The 24,879-nt window shown below is 34.3% G+C and carries 22 protein-coding genes and 1 tRNA gene; 11 read left to right on the plus strand and 12 right to left on the minus strand.

Annotated elements, in window-relative coordinates:
- Window positions 1-102 precede the first annotated feature (102 nt).
- The 4 genes from gpt to proA are packed head-to-tail and all read left to right on the plus strand — an operon-like array spanning window position 103 to window position 4,336.
- Window positions 103-636, plus strand: coding sequence for a xanthine phosphoribosyltransferase (gene gpt / locus J3U59_RS01390; RefSeq protein WP_082209453.1), 534 nt, complete (start codon window positions 103-105; stop codon window positions 634-636).
- A 16-nt stretch (window positions 637-652) separates the two neighbouring features.
- Window positions 653-1,915 (plus strand): alpha/beta hydrolase, encoded by a 1,263-nt coding sequence (locus tag J3U59_RS01395; protein ID WP_267332648.1) that lies wholly within the window; start codon window positions 653-655, stop codon window positions 1,913-1,915.
- Between the two features lie 26 nt (window positions 1,916-1,941).
- Complete coding sequence (gene proB / locus J3U59_RS01400; protein WP_267332647.1) at window positions 1,942-3,051, plus strand: glutamate 5-kinase; 1,110 nt, start codon at window positions 1,942-1,944, stop codon at window positions 3,049-3,051.
- Between the two features lie 31 nt (window positions 3,052-3,082).
- Window positions 3,083-4,336 carry a glutamate-5-semialdehyde dehydrogenase gene (proA, locus tag J3U59_RS01405; protein WP_267332646.1) on the plus strand — a complete coding sequence of 418 codons (1,254 nt, stop codon included), beginning with the start codon at window positions 3,083-3,085 and terminating at the stop codon, window positions 4,334-4,336.
- 56 nt (window positions 4,337-4,392) lie between these two features.
- Here proA and yegQ read toward each other — a convergent pair whose 3' ends face one another.
- The 4 genes from yegQ to J3U59_RS01425 form a co-directional block, all read right to left on the minus strand.
- A complete protein-coding gene (gene yegQ / locus J3U59_RS01410) occupies window positions 4,393-5,736 on the minus strand; it encodes a tRNA 5-hydroxyuridine modification protein YegQ (RefSeq protein WP_267332645.1) in 1,344 nt (447 codons plus the stop codon).
- Window positions 5,737-6,190: 454 nt separating this feature from the next.
- A complete protein-coding gene (locus J3U59_RS01415) occupies window positions 6,191-6,382 on the minus strand; it encodes a hypothetical protein (RefSeq protein ID WP_267332644.1) in 192 nt (63 codons plus the stop codon).
- Window positions 6,383-6,527: 145 nt separating this feature from the next.
- Complete coding sequence (locus J3U59_RS01420; protein ID WP_267332643.1) at window positions 6,528-7,589, minus strand: acyltransferase family protein; 1,062 nt, start codon at window positions 7,587-7,589, stop codon at window positions 6,528-6,530.
- Window positions 7,590-8,466: 877 nt separating this feature from the next.
- A tRNA-Cys gene (locus tag J3U59_RS01425) sits at window positions 8,467-8,540 on the minus strand.
- 148 nt (window positions 8,541-8,688) lie between these two features.
- Here J3U59_RS01425 and J3U59_RS01430 point away from each other — a divergent pair.
- From J3U59_RS01430 to J3U59_RS01460, 7 genes are all read left to right on the plus strand, one after another.
- Entirely contained in the window at window positions 8,689-8,964 is a 276-nt protein-coding gene (locus tag J3U59_RS01430) for a helix-turn-helix domain-containing protein (RefSeq protein WP_267332642.1), read from the plus strand.
- Between the two features lie 306 nt (window positions 8,965-9,270).
- On the plus strand, window positions 9,271-10,110 hold the full coding sequence (locus J3U59_RS01435) for a MurR/RpiR family transcriptional regulator (RefSeq protein ID WP_267332641.1): 840 nt from the start codon (window positions 9,271-9,273) through the stop codon (window positions 10,108-10,110).
- 279 nt (window positions 10,111-10,389) lie between these two features.
- Window positions 10,390-10,821, plus strand: coding sequence for a PTS sugar transporter subunit IIA (locus J3U59_RS01440; RefSeq protein WP_267344235.1), 432 nt, complete (start codon window positions 10,390-10,392; stop codon window positions 10,819-10,821).
- Window positions 10,822-10,831: 10 nt separating this feature from the next.
- Window positions 10,832-11,305: a PTS system mannose/fructose/N-acetylgalactosamine-transporter subunit IIB gene (locus J3U59_RS01445; protein WP_267332639.1), complete on the plus strand. Its 474-nt coding sequence runs from the start codon at window positions 10,832-10,834 to the stop codon at window positions 11,303-11,305.
- 44 nt (window positions 11,306-11,349) lie between these two features.
- Entirely contained in the window at window positions 11,350-12,144 is a 795-nt protein-coding gene (locus tag J3U59_RS01450; RefSeq protein ID WP_267332638.1) for a PTS mannose/fructose/sorbose/N-acetylgalactosamine transporter subunit IIC, read from the plus strand.
- Window positions 12,141-12,956, plus strand: a complete 816-nt coding sequence (locus J3U59_RS01455; RefSeq protein ID WP_065635003.1) for a PTS system mannose/fructose/sorbose family transporter subunit IID — start codon at window positions 12,141-12,143, stop codon at window positions 12,954-12,956. Before J3U59_RS01450 ends, J3U59_RS01455 begins: the two co-directional genes overlap by 4 nt.
- Before the next feature lie 9 nt (window positions 12,957-12,965).
- The gene (locus J3U59_RS01460; protein ID WP_267332637.1) at window positions 12,966-14,027 is read left to right on the plus strand and encodes a tyrosine-protein phosphatase; all 1,062 of its coding nucleotides are present in this window, start codon (window positions 12,966-12,968) and stop codon (window positions 14,025-14,027) included.
- Between the two features lie 142 nt (window positions 14,028-14,169).
- Here the strand turns inward: J3U59_RS01460 and J3U59_RS01465 are convergent, their stop codons facing one another.
- From J3U59_RS01465 to uvrA, 8 genes are all read right to left on the minus strand, one after another.
- Entirely contained in the window at window positions 14,170-17,241 is a 3,072-nt protein-coding gene (locus J3U59_RS01465; RefSeq protein WP_267332636.1) for an FAD-binding and (Fe-S)-binding domain-containing protein, read from the minus strand.
- A gap of 119 nt (window positions 17,242-17,360) precedes the next feature.
- Complete coding sequence (locus J3U59_RS01470) at window positions 17,361-17,972, minus strand: YiiX/YebB-like N1pC/P60 family cysteine hydrolase (RefSeq protein ID WP_267332635.1); 612 nt, start codon at window positions 17,970-17,972, stop codon at window positions 17,361-17,363.
- A gap of 88 nt (window positions 17,973-18,060) precedes the next feature.
- Window positions 18,061-18,477 carry a DUF4878 domain-containing protein gene (locus tag J3U59_RS01475; RefSeq protein WP_267332634.1) on the minus strand — a complete coding sequence of 139 codons (417 nt, stop codon included), beginning with the start codon at window positions 18,475-18,477 and terminating at the stop codon, window positions 18,061-18,063.
- Between the two features lie 147 nt (window positions 18,478-18,624).
- Window positions 18,625-19,332, minus strand: a complete 708-nt coding sequence (truC, locus tag J3U59_RS01480) for a tRNA pseudouridine(65) synthase TruC (RefSeq protein WP_267332633.1) — start codon at window positions 19,330-19,332, stop codon at window positions 18,625-18,627.
- Window positions 19,333-19,353: 21 nt separating this feature from the next.
- Window positions 19,354-20,172, minus strand: coding sequence for a pyridoxal phosphatase (locus tag J3U59_RS01485; RefSeq protein WP_267332632.1), 819 nt, complete (start codon window positions 20,170-20,172; stop codon window positions 19,354-19,356).
- 91 nt (window positions 20,173-20,263) lie between these two features.
- Window positions 20,264-20,869, minus strand: coding sequence for a recombination mediator RecR (gene recR / locus J3U59_RS01490; RefSeq protein ID WP_267332631.1), 606 nt, complete (start codon window positions 20,867-20,869; stop codon window positions 20,264-20,266).
- Window positions 20,870-21,080: 211 nt separating this feature from the next.
- On the minus strand, window positions 21,081-21,680 hold the full coding sequence (gene plsY, locus J3U59_RS01495; protein WP_267332630.1) for a glycerol-3-phosphate 1-O-acyltransferase PlsY: 600 nt from the start codon (window positions 21,678-21,680) through the stop codon (window positions 21,081-21,083).
- A 149-nt stretch (window positions 21,681-21,829) separates the two neighbouring features.
- Window positions 21,830-24,670 (minus strand): excinuclease ABC subunit UvrA, encoded by a 2,841-nt coding sequence (uvrA, locus tag J3U59_RS01500; protein WP_416379541.1) that lies wholly within the window; start codon window positions 24,668-24,670, stop codon window positions 21,830-21,832.
- Window positions 24,671-24,879 lie beyond the last annotated feature (209 nt).

Raw genomic sequence — 24,879 nt, forward strand, 5'->3', positions numbered from 1 at the left:
AGTGGTTTTTTTTGTCTAATCACTCTATAATAAGGTGCAATTTTACATCTATTTCAAGCCCATTAATATTAATTTATTAACGATTAAAATTGCAGGTTACTCATGTCAATAGAACAAACACTAACAGAAGAAGAAATTCAAGCTAAAAAACAACATAAAGCAGAACTCATCGCTGAAAAAGAAAAATTCAACGTAACATGGGAAATGCTACAATCCTATGGTCGACAACTTTCAAAAAGATTATTACCCGCAAACCAATGGAAAGGCATCATTGCTGTTAGTCGTGGTGGTTTAGTTCCTGCTGCGATTCTTGCTCGTGAACTAAGTATCCGTTATGTCGATACTGTTTGTATTTCAAGTTATGATCATGATCATCAACGCGAAAAGTTAATCTTAAAACAAGCAAATGGCGATGGTGAAGGTTTTATTGTCGTTGATGATTTAGTTGATACAGGTAATACAGCTCATACTATTCGAGATATGTATCCTAAAGCACGCTTTGTTACTATTTTTGCCAAACCAGCAGGTAAACCATTAGTTGATGATTATATTGTGGATATCGAGCAAGATACTTGGATTGAACAACCATGGGATACTGGCGTGATGTTTGTAAAACCGATTAGTGACCACAAATAATAAGGATACTAAGGTTGTGATAACAAATACCGAAAACCTATCAGAAAAGATCTTTAAACCACAATATGATTATCCTGAAACAACCACGCTGGTCAATCGTATTGATTGCAGCGAAGGTAACAGTGTTAGCCCATTAGATGGTGAAGTTGATTCAAAATGGTATCGGATTGTTAATCCTATTTTATGGTATTGGCGTGGTTTACCCAAATTAGAGTTGGAAGAAGTACTATCAAAAATAGCTGCCTCGACCAAACGCCATACCAATGATAACTGGTTAGATTCAGTCATTGGTTATCAACCAGGTAATTGGATTTATGAGTTTTTGAATCAAGCAGCAAAATGGCAAGCCAAAGCGGATTCTATCGATAAATCCAATTTAACTGAAGATAATAAATCTAAATTAAATCAATATTATTTGATTACTAGTCAATATTGTAGTATTGCAAGCTATCCTCATTTTAAAAATGATGAGCTAGCTATGTATGCGCAAACATGTGCTTACCAAGCTTATCATAAGGCATTAAGCTATTCACCATTTACAAGCAAAGAATTGGAATTTAACGTCGATGGGCGTAATGTTAAAACAATTTTACATTTACCACAAAATTGTGATGGTGTATGCCCTGTCGTCTTAGTATGTAATGCATTGGGTAATTTACAAATCGATTATTACCGATATTTCAGTGAATTTTTAGCACCAAATGGACTAGCGATGTTAACAGTCGATTTACCAACTGTTGGTTTTAGTCGTAACTTCGCTTTAACACAAAATAGTAGCCAAATTTACCAAGCTATTATTGAACAGCTTTCAAACATTCCTTGGATTGATAGTAATCGTGTTATTGTTGCGGGCTTTCGATTTGGCTCACATATTGCAACGCGTTTGGCTTACTTAATGCCCAATAAAATTAGAGGGTTATTTAATTTCACGCCGTTTGTTCATGAAATGTTTGTAAATAAAGAATTACAAAAAAGTCTTCCTAATGTTTATAAAGACATGTTAGCAAGCCGCCTTGGATTACCTTGTGTATCAAACCAGCAATTAGCAGCAGAATTAAATTATTTTTCGCTTAAAAATCAGGGTCTTTTGACCCATGCTTGTTCTTTGCCTGTTATGAATATTGTTTTTGAAGGTGATAAATTAAGTAGTATTAATGAAGCAAAATTAATTCATTCAACTAAGCAAAATAAAATAGTTACAATACAAAAAACACCATTACAAAAAAACTTACATGATGCTCTAACGCAATCGGTAAAATGGATGGAGACTATTTTGTAATACATTATTTTAAAAAGAGTATTGTTATGGACAATAAAAAACAACAAACTGTAGTGGTTAAACTTGGTACCAGTGTATTAACTGGTGGCACGAAAGAATTAGATCGTGCTCGAATAGTTGAGTTGATTCGACAATGCTCTCACTTACATCAAGCCGGACATAAAATTATCATTGTGACATCTGGCGCAATTGCTGCAGGTCGTGAATACCTAAAATTCCCTACTCTTCCTAATACTGTCGCTTCAAAACAATTGTTAGCATCTGTTGGACAAAGCAAGTTAATACAACTTTGGGAACAATTATTTTCGATTTACAAAATTTACATTGGGCAAATGTTACTAACCCGAGCCGATTTAGAAGATCGTGAAAGGTTTTTAAATGCTCAAGATGTCTTAAAGGCAATGTTAGATAACCATATCATTCCTGTAATCAATGAAAATGATGCTGTCGCTACTGCCGAAATCAAAGTTGGAGATAATGATAATTTGTCTGCACTAGCGGCTATTTTAGCCCAAGCAGATAAACTTATATTATTAACAGATATCGAAGGCTTATATACAGCCGATCCGAGATCGGATAAACATGCAAAATTAATCGCAGAAATTGAACATATTGACGATCATTTACGTAGCATCGCAGGGGATAGTGTTTCAGGTCTTGGCACCGGAGGCATGAGCACTAAAATTCAGGCAGCCGAAGTGGCAGGTAGTGCAGGAATAGAAGTCATCATTGCGGCAGGAAATAAAGAAAATGTGATAATTGATGCCGTCAATAATCAATCGGTTGGTACGCGTTTTTTACCACAAAAAACCCCATTAGAACATCGTAAGCATTGGTTATATGGCGCGCCAAATGCTGGAAAAGTGATACTAGATGACGGTGCTGTCAACGCGATTTTGAATAATGGTAGTTCACTCTTACCTAAAGGAATTGTAGCGGTTGAAAAAGATTTTTCGCGTGGAGAAGTCATTGATATCTGTGATAAGTCAGGAAAACGAATCGCTAGAGGTGTAACTCGTTATAATAGTGATGCATTAAAACAAATTGCAGGACACCATTCTCAAGAAATCAACCAAATCATTGGTTATGAATATGGCGCTGTTGCTGTACATCGTGATGATATGTTAATTAAATAACCTATAAAAATATTATATATAGAGGCAAAAAATGTTACAACAGATGGGAAAAGATGCAAAACAAGCTTCATATCAATTATCACAATGCCCTACTGCCATTAAAAATAAAGTGTTAAGTAGTATTGCTGATTTACTCGAAAAAAACAGCACAATCATCCTTAATGCAAACAAAAAAGATATTGAACTCGCTAAACAACAAGAATTAAGTGAGGCACTACTTGATCGCTTACTATTAACACCAGAACGGCTAGCCTCTATCGCAAATGATGTACGTAAAGTCGAATTATTAACCGATCCAATTGGTCAAATCATTGATGGCTCAACCTTAGAAAACGGATTAAAGTTACAACGTCACCGAGTGCCACTAGGCGTTATCGGCGTAATTTATGAAGCAAGACCCAATGTAACTATCGATATTGCAGCATTATGTTTAAAAACAGGCAATGCCACAATATTACGTGGCGGTAAAGAAACTATTCACACCAATACCGCTATTATAGCGATTCTTCAACAAGCATTAGAACAAGTTGGGCTGCCCAAAACCGCGATACAATTTATTGATAATCCTGATCGTAAATATATCAATGAACTACTAAAGCTCGACCGATATGTTGATATGATTATTCCACGTGGTGGTTCAGCCTTGCATAAATTGTGTCGTGAACACTCCACTATTCCAGTCATTACAGGTGGAATTGGTGTTTGTCATATGTTCATGGATGAAAGTATGGATTTTGATTGTGCATTTCCAATAATTATTAATGCAAAAACCCAACGTCCAAGTACTTGTAATACACTTGAAACATTACTTGTTCATACTAATATTGCCGATACATTTTTACCCAAACTTAGTCAAATCATGGCAGATAATAACGTAATATTACATGCCGATGTCGATGCATTTAAAATTTTAGAAACAGGCGTTGCCAACGTATTTCCTGTTGAAGATGCAGAGCTTCGTCAAGAATGGCTATCAAAAGATTTAAATATTGTCATTGTTGATTCGCTAACCATGGCTGTTGAACACATTCGCGAATATGGCAGTGGTCATTCCGAAGCTATCTTAACGCGTGATTTAGCTAATGCCGAACAGTTCGTTAATTTAGTTGATGCAGCAGCGGTTTATGTCAATGCATCTACTCGCTTTACAGATGGTGGACAATTTGGCCTTGGTGCTGAAGTTGCCGTAAGTACGCAAAAACTGCATGCGCGCGGACCAATGGGACTTGAGGCATTAACGACTTATAAATGGATAGCTTTTGGTGACGATTTGATTCGTCAATAGTAAGATAGTAAAGGCTGTTCGGCTTGTTTGCCGAACAGTTTTGAATCGTAAATAAATTAATCAAAATTACGCATGAGTAGTGCATAATTTAGGTCAATTTCTTCCGAAATTGGGATATAAACAATATGTCCATCACCAAGACCTGCTGGAACAGGTTGCCCTTTTTTATTTTCCATTCGTTCAATTACAAAATTTTTATTGCCTTTTGGCGTCATCATTTCCACACTATCGCCTACCGAAAACTTATTTTTAACAATCACTTCGGCAAGACCATTTAAACGTTCACCGCTAAACTCACCAACAAATTGTTGCCTTTCTGACACTGAATGACTATGCACATAATTTTGCATATCTTCGTGTTTATGACGGCGTAAAAAGCCTTCGGTATAGCCTCGATGCGCTAAAGAATCCAATTCAGCTAATAAGCGAGGATCAAAAGGTTTACCTTCACTTGCTGCATCAATAGCTTGACGGTAAACTTGAGCAGTCCTGGCACAGTAATAAAAAGACTTAGTTCGCCCTTCAATTTTTAAAGAATGAACACCAATTTTAGTCAAATCACCGACTAACTCAACAGCTCTTAAATCTTTTGAATTCATGATATAAGTGCCATGCTCATCTTCATAGGCTTGCATATATTCACCTGGGCGCCCAGATTCTTCAAGCATAAAAACCTGATTAGTGGTTGGTCCAATACCTAAAGTAGGATCAATTTGCTGAACTGGTATAGGTTCACATTTATGCACAATTTGCCCTATTTCATCCTCTTTGCCTTCAGATACTTTATACTCCCAACGACACGCATTAGTACAAGTACCTTGATTTGAATCTCTTTTATTAATGTAACCGGAAAGCAGACAACGCCCTGAATAGGCCATACACAGTGCACCATGAATAAATACTTCAAGCTCCATTTCAGGTACTTTTTCACGTATTTCAGCTATCTCATCGAGTGATAATTCACGCGATAAAACTACACGGGTTAATCCCATTTTTTGCCAAAATTTTACTGTCGCCCAGTTAACGGCATTCGATTGCACCGATAAATGCACTTCCATTTCAGGAAAATGCTCACGAACCAACATAATCAATCCTGGATCTGACATAATAAATGCGTCAGGCTTCATATTAACGATTGGTTCTAAATCTCGAATAAATGTTTTTAATTTTGAATTGTGTGGCGCAATATTAACAACCACATAGAATTTTTTACCCTGTGCATGGGCTTCATTAATCCCGATAGCTAAATTTTCGTGATTAAATTCATTGTTACGAACGCGCAAACTATAACGTGGTTGACCGGCATAAACCGCATCTGCGCCATATGCAAATGCGTAGCGCATATTTTTTAAAGAACCAGCAGGAGAAAGTAATTCGGGTTTTGCATATAAATTTGTCATTAAAAAATGCCTCTGATTTCAAGTCAGTATTACTTATTAGTAATAGGTTAAGCAAAATAGGTGGGCATTTTACGCTTAAGCGGATCGGTTGGCAAATTTATGTGGCATGCTTAATATACAAAAACACCAATCTAAACCTATTAAAATGGTAGCCTGAACAAACCTAATACTGAAAATTCAACTATTATTAATGATTATCACTGACAGTAATGACTTAAATAAAGGGTAACAAATACAATGTTGCACACTTATCACAATAGTAACCTTCTGTTTTATCATTATTTAAAACGCTGTAAAGTTGGCTGAATATTATTTATTTATCGCAATATCTGCCCACGACTCACACAAAGTGTTGAGGTTGGTAGATTTAGCTTAGTTTAATGAGCAAGCAATAATTTATATTAAGTTGTTATTAAAAAAATTTTTTAAATTTGATTAAAAACCGCATTAATAATTAATGATTTGGGCCAATTAAAGGTAAATATTCTTGCCAACGATATTCTCTAATTGGCATCGGTTTAGCATCTTTGAAATAGAGAACTAAAGCGGGTTTAATGCCATTCCAATTATCGACAAATTCATAATGAATAAGCATACCGTCTTGAATTAATTTTTTTGCTTTTGCATGATAGTTAAAATAGCTCATAATTAATTTTATTTATTATTAGTTGAAAAATATCAACTTAAAGGTAATTATTATGCTTTTTTTTAACATAAACAATAAATTAAATATAATATAATTTAACGTTAATAAATATAATCTATTCGAAATTGTTTTAATTTGCATTATCTTAACGTTCTAAAATAAAAGTTAATTTTTTAATTATCTTTTTACCTAGGTTTATTGAAGGTTCTTCAATAAAAATTGCTGACAATAAGCCTAAAGGGATACAGATCAAAACAGATAATAAAGCATTAAGATTAGAATTTAAATCTGGAAGAAAATAAACTAGTAGCTGTTGAATAAAAAAACCATATATATAAACGCCATATGATAAATCATGTTTCATTTTTAATTTCATTATTAAAGGATGAACAGATAACCATAAGCAAACAAAAAAGCAACTAATCAAAAATAAGTAATTATAAACAGGAGTTCCTTTTAAAAAATAAGTTAAACCAACTATAGCTATTGTTGTTTTGAAATTTATATTTATAATATCGGAAAAAAGAAAAAATAAAGAACCGAAAATGAAGTACAATGGTAAATAATAAATATCTGTTGTCCCTCCCCGTGTATAAAACTGCTTTATGAAATCAAGTTCAGTTAATGTCAAATATATAAAAATACAACCAATTAACAAACAGATGTTTCTGTTTTTAAAAATACCTAACATTCCCAACATCAATAGCACAAAATAGCAAAAAAATTCATATCTCAATGTCCACCACGACCCAACTATACTTCTAGGGAAATATAAATTTGCAAATACTCCAGGTAAATTAAAATCTGTATTGAATATAATATTGTTATATATAAAACTATATATATATATATTGCCGAAATATTCATCTAAAGAATAAGTTGTTAATAATGGACCAGCAATAAAAGCAAGAAAGATAGCGGCCACTAATAATGCAGGCAATAGTCTAAAAAGTCTACTTATAGTAAATTCAATAGGATTCTCATCTTTTAAATAACTTTTTGTAATAAGTATACCACTTATAAAGAAGAAAATAGCTACAGCAATAGTCCCACCTGTGTAACAACCAGATAATTTAAAAAAAATCTCATTATTTATATTTGTTCCCGTAAGGGGAAAAGAATGAGAATAAATAACAATGATTGAAAGGCAAGCTCTAATAAAAGTAAGATTATTATTTTTATAATTTAATAAATTATTTAATAACATTTTATATCAACAAAAAGTAAATTTGGTTTGATTATTTTATTGTAAAAAATATTTTTGTGCTATAGATAATTTCAATACTCTAAAATTATTTTTGAGTGAATTTTATATTCAAAAAAGTATAAATAAAAGTGCATAGCTTTAAAATTATAGACAAAATATTGCCAATTATTAGCCTTTTAAACAATAAAAAATGTATTTTCGATTCAATCTATTAAAAACTATTTCAAAAAATAGAAGTGAAAGTTTAAATTTCATCAAACAGGGTTACATCCCCAATAATTATCATTATAAAAAAGATTCTAATACAGAATTTGTTGCATCAAAACTTTATTTAAAATATCAATAACTTAATAAAATATCATATATTCTCTTTACTATCCTTTTTACAAGTTTTCTCATCAATACTTCACATTTAGAAATATTAATTCATGACTCAATATTTGAGCTATAAACGATCGATTATTGTGCACCATTTTCATATACAATATCTATTGAAAACTATGAAATCGCGATGTTTAAACAAAAATTCACAATAAAATATTTGAATCTTATCTGTATGTAAAACTGAGAAAATCTATATTGATTAGATTCCAGAAAAACTGCTGAAGAGAATTAATTATATATTCCATGATATCAAAGCTAAAACTATTTTAAATTATCAAACAACAACCAAAATAAGTATCTTTTTAGTGGTCAAAACTAAAGCACAAGTTAATACCTATGACAGAAATGTCAAAGTTACACCGATGTTAAACCCACTCATAAAGAAGATTTATTCTAAGTATATTCCAAGTGTTTTAATTTTTGAGCGATTAATTAATTATTTAATTTATTGATTTATTGATTTATTGATTTATTGATTTTCTAGATGTTTTAATGGAGGCGCGTCCCGGAGTCGAACCGAGGTAGACGGATTTGCAATCCGCAGCATGGCCACTCTGCCAACGCGCCGTAGGGGTCTATCTGAATAGGTGGCAAATATTAGCATTGCCTTGTTTAGACGTCAAGTTTAAATAGACTATAATTACAGCAGTCATGTGTTTTAGAGTTAAATTTTTAAAAATAGATTTTATCTGTGAAAAAAGATACGCAATAACATATGTTTTTAAAAATAGTGGTTAGCCCATACCGATGCAGTTCTTGGTCATTTTTCCATTCTTTACTCACGCAATATTTAACAGTCAATTTTAAAGATTCTGACTCACCAAGTACCACCTTAAAAGACAAAGTGAAAAATTACGAAAAAGAGCTAATTATTAACGCATTAAAACGCCATAATGGTCATCGTGAAACTACCGCAAATTCGTTAGGTGTTAGCAAACGAACGTTACTTTATAAAATGCAAGAATATAAAATATTTGAAAAAAAACACTGATTATTAAATACATTAGCATATCTCGCTAATTGTTACCTTAGTAGCAATATTTTTAAAGCGCTTTATCAAATGCTCATCTCATTTTCGCTTTCAGTTAACAATAAGATAAAATCAAAATAATTTGCATGAATATGATTAAGTGGTATTTTACCCATCAACAGCATCAATAAAACTTATTTTATCGAGTGCATCAACGTGAAATAATTAAATCACATTTAGAATAGATAAGATTTAATTATAAATTTTTCAAATTTATACACTAATTTTGTATACTCAGAATATGAGATTTGAACATTGAGGTGGGTAATGATTGATTTAAAACTTAGGGAAGTGAAAAAAGATCTGTCCGCAAAAGAACTTGCTGTGGCAACGTTTATTCAAGCAAACACCGATGCATTAAAAAATATGAGCATTCAATCATTAGCTAAATTAAATCAAGTTAGCACCAGCACCATTTTGCGTTTGTGCAATAAATTAGGATATAGTGGTTTTAGTGATTTTAAAGTCGATCTTATTTCTTCCCTCCCCCGAAAACTCAACACCGATGTGTTACAAGATGACATCAATCTTAATGATTCCCTGCAAGATGTGAATAATAAAGTCCAATCAATGGAAAAATCATCAATAGATGAAACCCACTCGATGATTAATTTGGAATCATTAAATAAAGCTATCGACCTAATCATAGATAGCAATAAAATTATTATTTTTGGCGCAAGTAGCAGTGGATTAGTTGGTAAGGAATTAGAATATCAACTCATTAAAATAAAAAAAGATGTCAGCTGCCATTTCGATTCCCACATTCAAAAAAGTATTGCTAATAATTTAGACGGCAATGATTTAATTATTATTATATCGCACTCAGGTGAAACACCGGAATGCATAGACTTACTTAAGTTAGCTCAAAAAAACAATGTACGTTCTATTGCAATAACTAAAATGGGACAAAGCCAGGTATCATCGCTTGCTGAGGTAATTTTACATACCACATCAACCGAACATGTTTCTCGCTTAATTCCTATTCGTTCCAAAATATCACAAATTTCGGTAATCAACATGCTAGTCACGAATTTGTTTATACGTAAATATGATGAACGCTTGTTACAACAAATCCTACACCGTGAAGAACGAAAATATCCACATTAATAAAACAATGATCAAACAATAAACTAATGTTTGATTAGCCTACCTAATTAATCACTATTAATCATATTGATAGTGAATTTTATCACTTCAACTATGCCACTATCTAAATTGCAATTTACCAAGCCCAAAACACTTTTTTTTATAAATATGATCGAGTTCACAAATTTTTAAAAATCTAAAAAAAAGAGATGACTTACATCGCACATAGATGTAATTTTATTACTAAATATAAAACACATAAAAGTAATATTATTACTAAAAAGCTAAAGGAAATAGATGATGCAAACACAAATACCAATCATTCTTGCCAGTCATGGCCCGTTTGCACAAGGTGCACTTGAATGTGCCGAAATGCTGATGGGTAAACAATCAAACATGCAAGTGATTTCGGTTTTAATCGATAGCAATATTGATAATTTACGCCAACAAATGCAAGAAAGTTATCAAAAATTAAATAATGGTAAAGGTGTAATTATTTTAGTCGATATTCTTGGTGGAACACCATGCAATCTTGCTAGTGAACTTTTATTAACTCATGATGATGTATTGTTGTTTTGTGGCTTTAACATTCCTGTATTACTTGAAGTTTTAAACAATCGAGAAGAAACACTCACAGACGTTAAACAAGCTATTGAAGAAACCTTCCCACAAAGTTGTATTGACGTTAGTCAAGTACTCAATTCTCATCGTGAACAATCTAATGAGCTGTAAGGAGAACACCATGCCAATTAATGTAGCTAGAATTGATGATCGCTTAATCCATGGACAAGTAATTACTACTTGGGTAAAAAATTACGATATTGAACAAGTGCTGATAATCAATGACAAGGTCGCTGCGGATAAAGTACAGCAATCAGTACTAACCATGTCAGCACCGCCAGGATTAAAAGTATTGGTTTTCGGTGTTCAACAATTTATTGATATCTTAAAAAAGACCCCTATCAAAAAACGTACTATGCTTTTATTTACCAATAGTATTGATGTTAATGCCTTAATCGAGGGCGGACTTGAGCTAGAAAAATTGAATGTTGGTGGTATGCGCATGCAAGACGGGCGTCATCAATTATCAAGAGCGGTATCTGTTACGCCTGAAGAAGAACAGGCTTTTAGAAATATTATCGCGAATAATGTTGAAGTTGAAGTCCAAATGGTGCCAAAAGATCCAGTAGTTGATCTTAAAACTTTACTTAACTGATTTTCGCTTTTATCGCTATGACTAATCAAATTGGAGGTTAACTTATGTTAACACAGGCTATTCTTGTCGCCATTTGGGCGGGAATTTGTTCGATGGATGACGTCGGACCACAAATGCTACGAAGACCATTATTAACCGGTACGGTAGCTGGAATTATTATGGGAGATATGGTTCAGGGACTTGCCATTAGTGCTACCCTAGAATTAATGTGGATGGGTATTGGCAATGTAGGGGCTTATTCAGCGCCCGACATTGTTGCAGGCGCAATTATTGGTGTGTCTTTAGGGATTACAACAGGTGGTGGTATTGCAACAGGAATTGCACTTGGCGTGCCGGTCTCTTTACTGTGCCAACAATTACTCATTATTTGGCGTTCGTTTGCTTGTTTCCTTAATCCATGGGCAGAACGTTCTGTATTAAGTGGAAGTTATAAAGGCCTAGCTAGAGTTCACTTTTTTTCAACGCCTGTCTGGTTTTTAATTCGAGCTGTGCCGTGCTTTATTGCGATTTATTTTGGTAGTGATTTAGTTAAAACCATTCTTGATGCTATTCCAAAAAGTATTATTGACGGCATGGGCGTTGCATCAAAATTAATTCCAGCGGTCGGTATTTGTATCTTATTATTAATGTTGTTAAAAGGACGCATGTGGTTCTTCTTTTTACTTGGTTTTATGTTAACCACTTACTTAAAATTACCTATTATTCCAATCACCTTTATCGCCCTTGCCTTTGCTGTGCTTTATGACATGGCGTCAAGTGGTAACAGTAATAACAATAACGCCGAACAATCAGATAATAAACCTGCATTAAATAATACTGAAGAGGACTATGATCTATGAGCACTCAACATAAAATCACTAAAAAAGATCTTAATCGTATCTTTTGGAATCTGCAAACCATGTCTTTTTCTTATAACTATGAAAAAATGCAGATGATCGGATTCGCCCACTGTATGACGCCGGTATTAGAACGGCTTTATCATGATGCTGATCAAGAAACCCGTGTGCGGGCTATGAAACGCCACTTGGAGTTTTTTAACACGCAAATTAATGCTGGTGCATTAATATTAGGTGTAACCGCTGCAATGGAAGAAAAAACCAGCGAAGATGAAAAAGAAGCCGTTGTATCGGTTAAAGCAGGCCTGATGGGACCCTTTGCAGGTCTGGGTGACAGCTTACTAAAATTTACTTGGATGCCAATTTGCGGCAGTATTGGCGCAGCTTTTGCCTTACAAGGTAACATTATTGGTCCGATTTTAATGTTTTTGATTTATAACTTGGTGAATGTACTATCAAAATACTTTTTTATTCATTATGGTTATAACAAAGGGGTTGATCTCATAGAACAATCTAAAAATTCTAACATTATTCAACGAATAAGTAATCTAGCTAATGTTGTAGGTGTTATGGTTTTGGGTTCATTAATTGCAACAACGGTAAAAATATCCACACCACTATCGATTAATGTCGGTGAACAATCCATAAAAGTACAAGAGATGTTTGATAAAGTCATGCCAAACTGTTTGACCTTACTTTTTGCCTTGGCTACATTCTTTTTAGTTAAAAAATTTCAAGGAAAATATACCGTTACTTTGATTTTAGGTGTCATGGTAATTGGCGTGATATTTTCAATGTTTGGTATATTAAAGTAAGGATGAATCATGATTACAAAAACACAAATAGCATCAGTTATCCGCAATAAAGTTGGACAATTAGAAGTCTCGTTTAACATTGATCAAAACCAACCTGTAGATTTATATTGGACTGATGAAGCTAATGCCAACTCTGTACATAAAACGTTAGTGAGTAAAAACATAAAAAGTCCTTTTACTTTTGATGACCCATTACAGGGTAAAAAACGAATTTATTTAATTTTGGCCATTGTAGGAAAAGATAACTTCATATTTGCTGAAAGAACATTACCTATAACCGGACTAAATAATTTTCGTGATTTTGGTGGCTACCTAGGTGCATCAGGTAAACGTGTAAAATGGGGACAACTTTATCGTTCTAATCATTTATATGGTTTAAAGCCGGATGCTGAACAATATATCAAAGCATTAGGGATTAAAACGATTATTGATTATCGAAGCATAAACGAAATCAAAACCAGCCCAAATACTTTTGTCGGTGAAAAACATACCTTCCATTTAGATGCATCAGCACAAACAGCCGAACTGGCCGCACAGTTTGCCGCCGATCCAAGTGATGAAGATCGTGCATTAGTTGAAAGTGTTATTCGAGATATACCAAAAGAGTTGGTCAATGGCGAAGGCAAACAAGTTCTAGAACAATATCGTAATTTTGTATTAAGCGATAAATCTAAAAATGCTTATCGGCAAATGCTCAACGTTGTTTTAGATGCCAATAATAGCCCTAGCATTCAGCATTGTCGTGGCGGAAAGGACAGAACAGGTTATGGCGTATTATTAATTCAAGTCATGCTTGGTGTGAGTGAAGATGACATCATTTATGATTACATGTTGACACACGATAATCGCTTAGAAAGAAATAAAATTAAAATGGCGGCTTATCGCAAGATTACCGATAATGAAGATGTGCTTGGTTATCTGCTAAGTCTAATTGATACTCGAGAAAGTTTTGTAATTGAAATCCTCAATACCATGAAAAAAGTAGCAGGAACGCCAAGTAATTATATCAAGCAAGAGCTTGGTTTTACTGATGAACACTTCAAATTAATGCAATCTATCTACTTAGAATAATTCATTAACAAATAACCAATAGAAAAGCGCAATTTTATTGCGCTTCTTACAATTAAATTAAGGGCTATTTTGCATTGCCCTACTCACTTAAATTTACCATTCATCAATGAAGTTAGTTATGCTAAAGCATGACAATGACACATTAAGTTAAACAATTAAACGAAACCAACTCCAATAATGCCTGCACAGGGTGTTTTAAACTATAGTTATCAAAGCGCTTAACTTGGCTGCGACAAGAATAACCCGTTGTTAAACAAAATTGTTTAGGATATTTTTCAAGTGCTTTTTGCCAAGATAATTGATACAGCTGTTTCGATGAGTGCAAATTATTAACTTCATGACCATATGTACCTGCCATACCACAACATCCAACACTAATAGGTTGTAATTGTGCGCCAAACTGCTTGAAAATATATTGCCACTGTTGATTACTTGCTGGTAATTGTGTCGTTTCGCTACAGTGACCAAGTAAAAACCATTGTTTATCACCATTACTGATTGTGATATTAGGTTTTGAAATCTTAGTTAAAACATGCGTCAGCCACTCATGTGACAGTAAAACACTAAAATCGCCTAACTTATCTTGTAAAATCAATTTATATTCATCACGGTAGCAAAGCACTAAAGCAGGATCAACACCAACCATTGGAATATTTAATTGCGCTATTTGCGATAACACATCAGAAGCAGTTTGAGCAGTTTTGGCAAATTGTTTTAAAAAGCCTTTTATATGCTGAGCCTTACCATTAGGGACAAAAGGCAATACAACGGGTTTGAAGCCTAATTTTTCAATCAAACACACAAAATCAAATACGACTTTTGCATCGTAATAGGTTGTAAAGGGATCTTGCACCACTAATACATATTGCGCTTTTTCAGTCGCCGATAAATTCTGTAAATATTCTAATTTAACATTTGCGCTAGGATGCCCAATTAACTGTTTTTTTAATGTTGGAAACGACAACATTGGTAAACTTGCCATTCCAACTGTTTTATTAGTCAGGTATTCTGTCACTGACATTTTCATAAAAAAATTAAAAAAACGTGGGGCACGAGCCATTAATGGTAAATAGGATTCAATATTACCAACTAAATAATCACGCATTGGTCTTAAATAACGGGTGTGGTAAAGTTGTAAAAACCGAGCCTTAAAATCAGGTACATCTATTTTAATCGGACATTGTGTTGAGCATGCTTTGCATGACAAACAATGGGCCATCGAATCTTTTACCTCGTGAGAAAAATCATATTGGCCAAATTTGGCCTGTAAAGTATAAACAAGCTTTTTAGCAAAACTGACTAAACGACTCTGTTCCTTGGGTAATAATGTATTAAGTTCATCTTCTTTAACACCCAATTCTACCATCAAACGTAGCCATTCCCGCACTAATGCTGCCCGCCCTTTCGGTGAATAAATACGGTTTTGAGACAATTTCATTGATGGGCACATTGGACTATTAACATCGAAATTAAAGCAAAGACCATTACCATTGCATTCAGTGGCACCATGAAATACGCGTTTTACACTAATTGGAATTTGTCGATCATAAAAACCACGCGTGACTGATTCAATACTTATCATGGGGTCATTACTATTTAATGGTGCACAAATTTTACCTGGATTGAGACGATTATCAGGATCAAATGCTGTTTTGATAATACGAAGCCCATGATATAACGTTTCGCCAAAAAATGCTGGGCTATATTCGCTACGAAAACCTTTACCGTGCTCACCCCAAAGTAAACCGCCATACTTAGCCGTCAGCGCCACAACTTGATCCGAGATTTGCTTTACTAACTTTTCTTGCTGTGGATCACACATATCTAAGGCGGGTCTAACATGTAATACCCCAGAATCGACATGTCCAAACATACCATATGTTAAATTGTGGCTATCAAGTAATGCTCGAAATTCATGAATATAATCGGCTAAGTGCTCAGGAGGAACACATGTATCTTCAACAAAAGGAATCGGCTTACGCGCCTCTTTAGCATTACCAAGCAAACCTACTGCTTTTTTACGCATTGCATAAATTTTTTCAATTTCGCCAAGTTCGTGACATGTTTGATAGCCGATGATGCCTGTTGAATGATCTAACATAAGTTGATCAAGAATCAGGCATAACTTATCCATTTTCCCTTTGACAGAATCAAAATCATTACCAGCAAATTCAACAATATTGATACCTTGCATCTGATGATTATCGACCTCTGTAATTAGGTCCTTAATCGATTGCCAAATAATATCTTCTTTGGCTAGCCCTAAAACTTTTGAATCCACTGTTTCAACAGATAAAGCGTCTGCTTTGACTAAAAAGGGAGCATTACTTAGCGCGGATTGAAATGAATCATATTTGATATTAATTAAAAATCGATATTTTGGTAATGGAATAATATTTAATTTAGCTTCGGTGACAAACGCTAATGATCCTTCACTACCTGTTATGATTCGTGTTAAATCAAACTCAGTCAAATTATCATTAAAAACATGTTTAAGATCATAACCGGTCAAAAAGCGATTTAATTGAGGAAATTTATCTAAAATCAATTGACGGTTATTTTTGCAATAATCAAAAACAGAACGATAAATAGAAGAATCATGCGCTAATTTTTCGATTTCGGTTAGATTTTTTTTGCCTGTTTCAAGTAATTCACCAGTAATTAATACCGCTTTGAGTGCCAAAACATGATTAGATGTTTTACCATATATCATCGAACCTTGTCCTGAAGCATCGGTATTAATCATCCCGCCAATGGTTGCCCGATTACTGGTTGAAAGTTCGGGTGCAAAAAAATAGCGATAAGGTTTTAAGTATTGATTTAATTGATCCTTAACGACACCAGCCTCAACCCTCACCCAACCTTCTTCAATATTGAGCGCTAAAATTCGGTTCATATAACGTGACAGATCGACAACAATACCACTGTTTAATGACTGCCCGTTGGTGCCTGTTCCTCCACCCCTTGGGGTAAATTTTATCGTTTTAAACTCATCACGTTGAGCTATACTTGCTAGTAATTGTACATCATCAGTTGAACGAGGAAATAAAATAGCTTGAGGCATCAATTGATAGATACTATTATCTGTCGCCATGCTAAGACGTGATGCATAGCTGTGTTCAATATCACCTGTATAAGCAGAATTTTTAAGCGCTATTAAATAGTTAAGTGTTACCTCATTTATTTGAGGCGAGATGGATAATCGAGGAATCATAATAAATCTGCTATCAACAATTGATTTTTTACACAGTGTAATTCAAGCTGAATATATCGTCAAAGCATGTTGATTTATTATACAATGCTCATTATTTAATTTAGTTATGACTAGAAACCTTAATTGACTTCAGGGTACTTATAGATCCAAGTAATATTAGGATAATTAGCAAACGCATTTGGAAATAAGTAAATGCCCGTTAATAACGGAACATGTGAATACGTCCATTCTGGATTAAAATCAGGTTGAACTTTAACAATGGAATCAAAAAGCAGTGTAGTGCAGTACAAATGGGGGTGATCACGCGATGCTAATACAAATTCCTCACCCTTTTTCGTTAAAATATCCTCAACAATTTGCTGCTTTTGTCGATCTGACAAAAAATTAGGTCTGGCTACCGCATATTTTTCGGCAAACTCTGGAGTGATAAATTCGGCTAAACTAGAAATAATGACTTGGTTTGGATAGTTAATATCATCACTTGTTGTTGCGTGAATAATTTTAACTTCAGGCTCGATAGATATTATCATACCAATATGTGAAAAATCCCCACCACTAACCTGATTAACAATAAGACTATCAACTTGAATCCCTTTTCTAAAGATCCAATCGCCCACTTTTACTGAAGCTGTTAATTGACGATTTACATCGGCAGTAGCAACCGGTACATTGGTCAAAACCAACTTCGTCAATATGATAAAAATTATAGGAAAAAAGCGAACATATTTCATCAAAACCAATTCCTAATAAAAAAGGGTAAATACGCTTTACCCTTTTTTATTGTATTATCACAATATTGATTATTCAATCATTGATAGACTAGTTAAAATTCATCAACCATTTACCATCAATTTTTATTAAACTTGCACTCCCACCCTCTTGTTGCGTTTTATCTTTGAAAAAGACAGTGGTTTTAACTTTTGCCATCGTTTTATCTTCATTGATATATTCAGCAGGGGAAGCTTGAACTTTATCAACGCCACCATGTGCTTGAGCCAATTTTTGTGCTTTATCTATGACTTGTTGCATTTTTGATTTAACTAAGTCTTTCATATCAAAATTTTTGTTAGTTTTGTCTTCTGGTAGATACATTAGATTGATAACAGTCTCTAGATCACCGCTATAAACAGCTTTAACACAATTTTCGGCCGTTCTTTCTGGTGATTCTTCGGAAGAACATGCTGAGACTATAAGAGCAAGTAAAAAGACGCTAAAAAATTTCATTACTAATTTCATTGTTTCATTTCCTTACAGGGATAATTTAAAATGTATTAAACTGTTAAGCCATATTGCAATAATAAATATGGCTCATACTTACGAAACATACTAACGTATTTATCTAGATGAATCAAAGGTAAAAATAAACAATATACTCAATATCAGCTATTTGAAATTAAGAAGCATATTTTGCCAACTTTGATCTAATTTAGCTTCAATCACTATCGGTTGTTGTGTGATAGGGTGAATTAACGCTAAACAGCTAGCATGTAACATTAATCGTTTAATACCAAAATAGTCAGTGAAAGCTCTATTTTGATGAAGATCGCCATGCTTGCTGTCGCCTAAAATGGGATGAAAGATATGTTTCATATGACGACGTAATTGGTGTTTTCGACCAGTCTTAGGTTTTAACTCTACAAAGCTATATCGTGCTGTTTTAAATTTTCCAACACTGACAGGTATCTCAATTTTGCTAATCGCTCGATAAAAAGTTACAGCATCTTGAGCAGGTTTATTACGTTGCGCAAACTTATCGGCAATTTTATCGAGCTCTTCAATCAAGGGATAATCAATCACTGCTTCACCATCGACATAACCACGAACTATTGCATGATAAGTTTTTTCAATTTGTTTTGAGTTAAATTGTTCTGACATTAGACGCGCAACGTCACTTGATAATGCAAATAATAATACACCAGAGGTTGGTCTATCTAACCGATGTATAGGAAAGACATGCTGCCCAATTTGATCCCTTAGTGTTTGCATAACAACAACGGTTTGTTGTTTGTCTAACCAGCTACGATGTACCAACCATCCTGAAGGCTTATTAATCGCAATTAAATCATTATCTTGATAAAGAATGTCGAACACAATCAATATTTACCACGTTACTTATAAAAAGAGTTTTTTCAATTCAGTTGCAATACTTGGGCTGTTATTATCACCAATTGCATAATTGGCATGTGATTTAACTTCATCATCAGCATTTCCCATCGCGATGCCCAATCCTGCAATCGTTAGCATACTGATGTCATTATAACTGTCACCAAAAGCAACAATTTCGTTTAAATCGATTTGCTCATGTTGTGCCCAATGAGTAAGTCCATTACCTTTAGTATTGCCTTTGATCGCAACATCAGCACGATTCGACCAAGACCATTCACACGAAAACTGATCAAGTTTGTCCACTGCTTGCGAAAATTGCTGTAATGCGGGTAAATTATGACTACTTGTTGCAAATTTAAATATTGCTTTAGACTCTTCAATTACCTTTGCAAAACTATCGACCTTTTTAATTTCAGGCTGTAAAAAAGCTGGTAGCGCATTAACCCATTTAAAAAATCCTTCCAGATGATCATCTAAAACTTCATAAGTCATCATCTTATCAGTGTAAATCAAAGTATGGATACCATAATGGTTAACTAGATTTAACAATATATTAGCTTGATCTTTAGTCATTGGTTTTGCCGCTAAAGTTTTATGATTTTCGAAATCATAAAGATACGATCCGTTGCAACAAATAGCCGGCGTTGATAAGTTAAGTTGATAATAATAAGGATAAATAACTGAATGATGGCGACCAGAAACTAAAATAACTTTTATACCTTTATCACTGATTTTTTTTAGTACATCAACTGTTTCTGGTAAAATTAGGCGATTACTCGCCAATAATGTGCCATCCATATCAAACGCAACCGCTTTATACTTCATATCTATCCTCTTGTGTTTATACCATTTAACCTTAAAGTAAATATCCAATCGTTAATTTTATACTATAAACAATCTTACTAAATAAATAAGATTAAAATTCTATTTTTTGACGACCAATAAATGAATGAGATAGTGTTGTACCATCTACCATTTCAAGTTCACCACCAACCGGAACACCATGAGCAATGCGCGTAGCGATAACATTAAATTCAAGACACATTTGCGCAATATAATTAGCTGTAGCATCACCTTCAACAGTCGGATTAGTAGCTAAAATAACTTCATTTATTTGCTCTGTTGATAATCTTTGTTTAAGCAAATCAAGACCAATATCCGTTGGTCCAATACCATCAAGCGGTGATAAATGACCCAATAAGACAAAATAGCGTCCACTATATTGTCCCGTTTGTTCAATAGCAATGATATCAGCCGGTGTTTCAACCACACAAAGCTGACCACTACTTTGCCGGCGAACATTAGCACAAATATTACAAATATCTTGTTCAGTAAAAGTACGACACTGCTTACAATGGCTTATATTAATCATAGCTTCATGCAATACATGCGCTAAATTTATACCACCTTGTCGATTGCGTTGTAATAAATGAAAAGCCATTCGTTGTGCTGATTTTGGTCCTACGCCTGGCAAGCAACGCAAGGATTCCATTAATGATTCTAGTAATGGGCTAATTTGCATAAAATAATTTAGTAACCAACAATTTATTATTTATATTCATCATACCTTGTTTCTATTATTGATTAAACAAGATATGTTCTATTGATTTAATTAACGATTAATCAAATTTATTCAAAAATGTGTAAGCAATTTTTCTAATAATTTATATTTTATAAGTCATAATGTTGTTAACATTCAAAACAAATTAACAAACATTTGATACTGCTTTCAACTATTTTAAATGTTTACGATAAAGACTTTTAGGCTCAACACCTTTAAATAGTCTGGCAATGTTACTGCTATGCCGAACAATAATTAGGCATGAAAGCATCGCAACAGGCAAGGTGAGTTCAGGTTTAAATAACCAAACATAAAATGGCGCTAAAAGAAAACCAACAATAGCAGCAACAGAAGAATAACCGGTGATAAGTAAGACAATAAGCCAAGTTAAAATAAAACAACCGGTAAAATCTAACCCAATTGGGACCATCATCCCCAAAGCTGTCGCCACGCCCTTTCCACCGCGAAAATGAAAAAAACAAGGAAAAATATGACCCAAACAAGCAGCAATACCAATTATGCCTAAAAAGAAAGGGGAAATACCAAGCCGATAAGCAATATAAACAGGAATAGCACCTTTTAGCATATCAAAAACTAACACAAATACTGCTGGCAATTTGCCACTAATGCGCAGTACATTTGTTGCCCCCGGATTATGAGAACCATGTAATGAGGGATTTTGTAATTGCATAATACGACTAATAATCATCGCACCGGATAGTGATCCACATAAATAGGCAATAATGATCATCGTTACAATTTGTATTATCAAAATGCCATCCCTCATAATTTTTAATGATCCAAGTAAAAACAGGTAATGCCGCATTGGTATTAACTGCTTTATGCGGCATTAAATTGTTAATAATACAAATTATACTCAAGTAAAGAACTAATCCCTAATGTCATTATTAACAAACAACTTTAACTCTTTTTTTGCTTTTCTAATAATGGTTTTAAATATTGCCCAGTATAAGATATTTTCGATTCAGCAACATCTTCTGGTGTACCTTCGGCAATTATTTGACCGCCACCACTACCACCTTCAGGCCCCAAATCAACAATCCAATCGGCAGTTTTGACAACATCTAAATTATGTTCAATAACAACAATGGTATTGCCTTTATCCCTCAACGAGTGTAACTGTGCAAGTAACTGTTTTACATCTGCAAAGTGTAAACCAGTAGTTGGTTCATCTAGAATATAAAGTGTGCTACCAGTATCTCGCTTAGATAACTCTTTTGCAAGTTTTACTCGTTGCGCTTCACCGCCGGATAATGTTGTTGCTGACTGACCAATGGTAATATAAGCAAGACCAACATCAATTAAAGTCTGTAATTTGCGTGAAATCATCGGTACCGCATCAAAAAATTCTCGACCTTCTTCAACAGTCATGTTGAGGATTTCGTTAATCGATTTACCTTTGTATTTGATTTCTAATGTTTCTCGATTATATCGTGCGCCATGACACTGATCACAAGGTACATAGATATCGGGCAAAAAGTGCATTTCAACTTTTATTAGACCATCACCTTGACAAGCTTCACAGCGTCCCCCTTTTACATTGAAACTAAATCGACCTGGATTATATCCTCGTGCACGCGCTTCAGGTACGCCTGCATAGAGTTCACGAATAGAAGTAAAAAATCCAGTATAAGTTGCAGGATTAGATCGGGGTGTACGACCAATTGGGCTTTGATCAATCGCAATCACTTTATCAAAATAGTTAAGCCCTTTTATTGCTTTATAAGGTGCAATTTCACTCTTTTCTGCACCATTTAACTCATTTTGTGCAAGTGGATATAAAGTATCATTAATCAAAGTCGATTTACCCGAGCCAGACACGCCAGTAATACAGGTAAATAAGCCGACAGGAATATTTAAGGTAACATCTTTAAGATTATTACCGGTTGCACCAATAAGTGAAAGTATTCGTTTTTTATCGACTTTAGTCCGATTTTTGGGAATTTCAATTTTTTCTTTACCAGATAGATATTGACCAGTTAATGAATTTTTACAGTCCATAATCTGTTTTGGTGTACCTTGTGCAACAACTTCACCACCATGCACACCAGCACCGGGGCCAATATCTATCACATAATCGGCCGCCATAATGGCTTCTTCGTCATGTTCAACGACAATAACGGTATTACCTAGGTCACGTAAATGGGTCAACGTATCAATTAAACGGGTGTTATCTCGTTGATGTAAACCGATTGACGGTTCATCAAGAACGTACATCACGCCAACCAATCCAGCACCGATTTGACTAGCTAATCGAATACGTTGTGCCTCACCACCCGATAACGTTTCGGCCGAACGTGACAAAGTCAAATAATTTAATCCAACATTAATTAAAAATTGTAGACGATCATTAATCTCTTTCAGTATTTTTTCAGCGATTTGCGCACGTTGACCAGTTAAAGTTAGCTTATCAAAAAAATCTTTGGCTTGTTGTGTACTTAAATCACTAATCGTTGGCAAATTAGTATCATTAACATAGACATGCCGTGCTGTGGCACATAATCGAGAACCACCACAGCTTGGGCAAGGACGATTACTAATATATTTAGCCAGCTCTTCACGAATAGTTTGCGATTCGGTTTCTTTATAGCGGCGAGTTAGATTATTAATAATCCCTTCAAAAACATGTTTACGTTTAACTACATCACCACGATCATTAGTGTAAACAAATTGAATTTCGGTATTACCAGAACCATTTAATAAAATATCTTTTATTTTTGCCGGTAATTTTTCATAAGGAGTGTCAATATCAAACTTATAATGCTCGGCGAGTGATGTTAACATCTGAAAGTAATAAAAATTACGACGATCCCATCCCTTAATTGCGCCAGCAGCCAATGAAACCTCGGGCATTTGCACAATACGTTTTGGATCAAAGTATTGCTGTACCCCTAAGCCATCACATTCAGGACAAGCACCGGCTGGATTATTAAACGAAAATAATCGAGGCTCAAGTTCAGAAATGCTATAACCACAAATTGGACAAGCAAAATTAGCTGAATATAGCTGTTCTTCGGCTTTTGGATCATCTAAATTGGCAACTTTTACAATACCATTTGTTATTGAAAGTGCGGTTTCAATAGATTCAGCTAAACGTAATTTTAAATCATCGCGAATACGAAAACGATCCACCACGACTTCAATCGTATGTTTTTTCTGAAGTTCGAGTATTGGGGGATCAGATAGATCATACACATCACCATCAACTCGAACACGGATATAACCACTGGCTGCGAGCTGCTCAAACAGTTTAACAAATTCACCCTTACGTTCAGTAACAACGGGGGCAAGCAACATATAACGGTTTTCAGATGGCAACGCCATAATACTATCAACCATTTGCGAGACTGTTTGCGCAGCTAAAGGTAAATTATGATTTGGGCAACGTGGTTCACCGATACGAGCAAATAAAAGTCGTAAATAGTCATAAATCTCAGTGATTGTCCCTACTGTTGAACGCGGATTATGCGATGTTGATTTTTGCTCAATCGAAATCGCTGGTGATAATCCTTCAATATGATCCACATCGGGTTTTTCCATAAGCGATAAAAACTGACGAGCATAAGCCGACAACGATTCAACATAACGGCGTTGTCCTTCTGCATATAAAGTATCAAATGCTAACGACGACTTTCCTGAACCAGAAAGTCCGGTAATCACAACCAGCTTATCTCTAGGAATGATTACATTGATATTTTTCAGATTGTGCGTTCGCGCACCACGAATATCGATATCTTTGATTGACATAGATCTCTTCTTAAAGTGAGTTTTTAGACGAATTAGGAAAAAATTAACTGTATATTATACCAGTAACATTTGATTAAATATACTACTATATAGATCAATAGTGTCGGTTAGCAAAATTTCAATCATATTAGCCAATAATTCTTAATTAATTAGCACGAATAAAGCATTTTTTGCCCCTTACTGTGCGTATTCAAACTTTTTGG

The sequence above is a fragment of the Gilliamella sp. B3783 genome (genome assembly GCF_026536125.1).
GTDB lineage: Bacteria > Pseudomonadota > Gammaproteobacteria > Enterobacterales > Orbaceae > Gilliamella.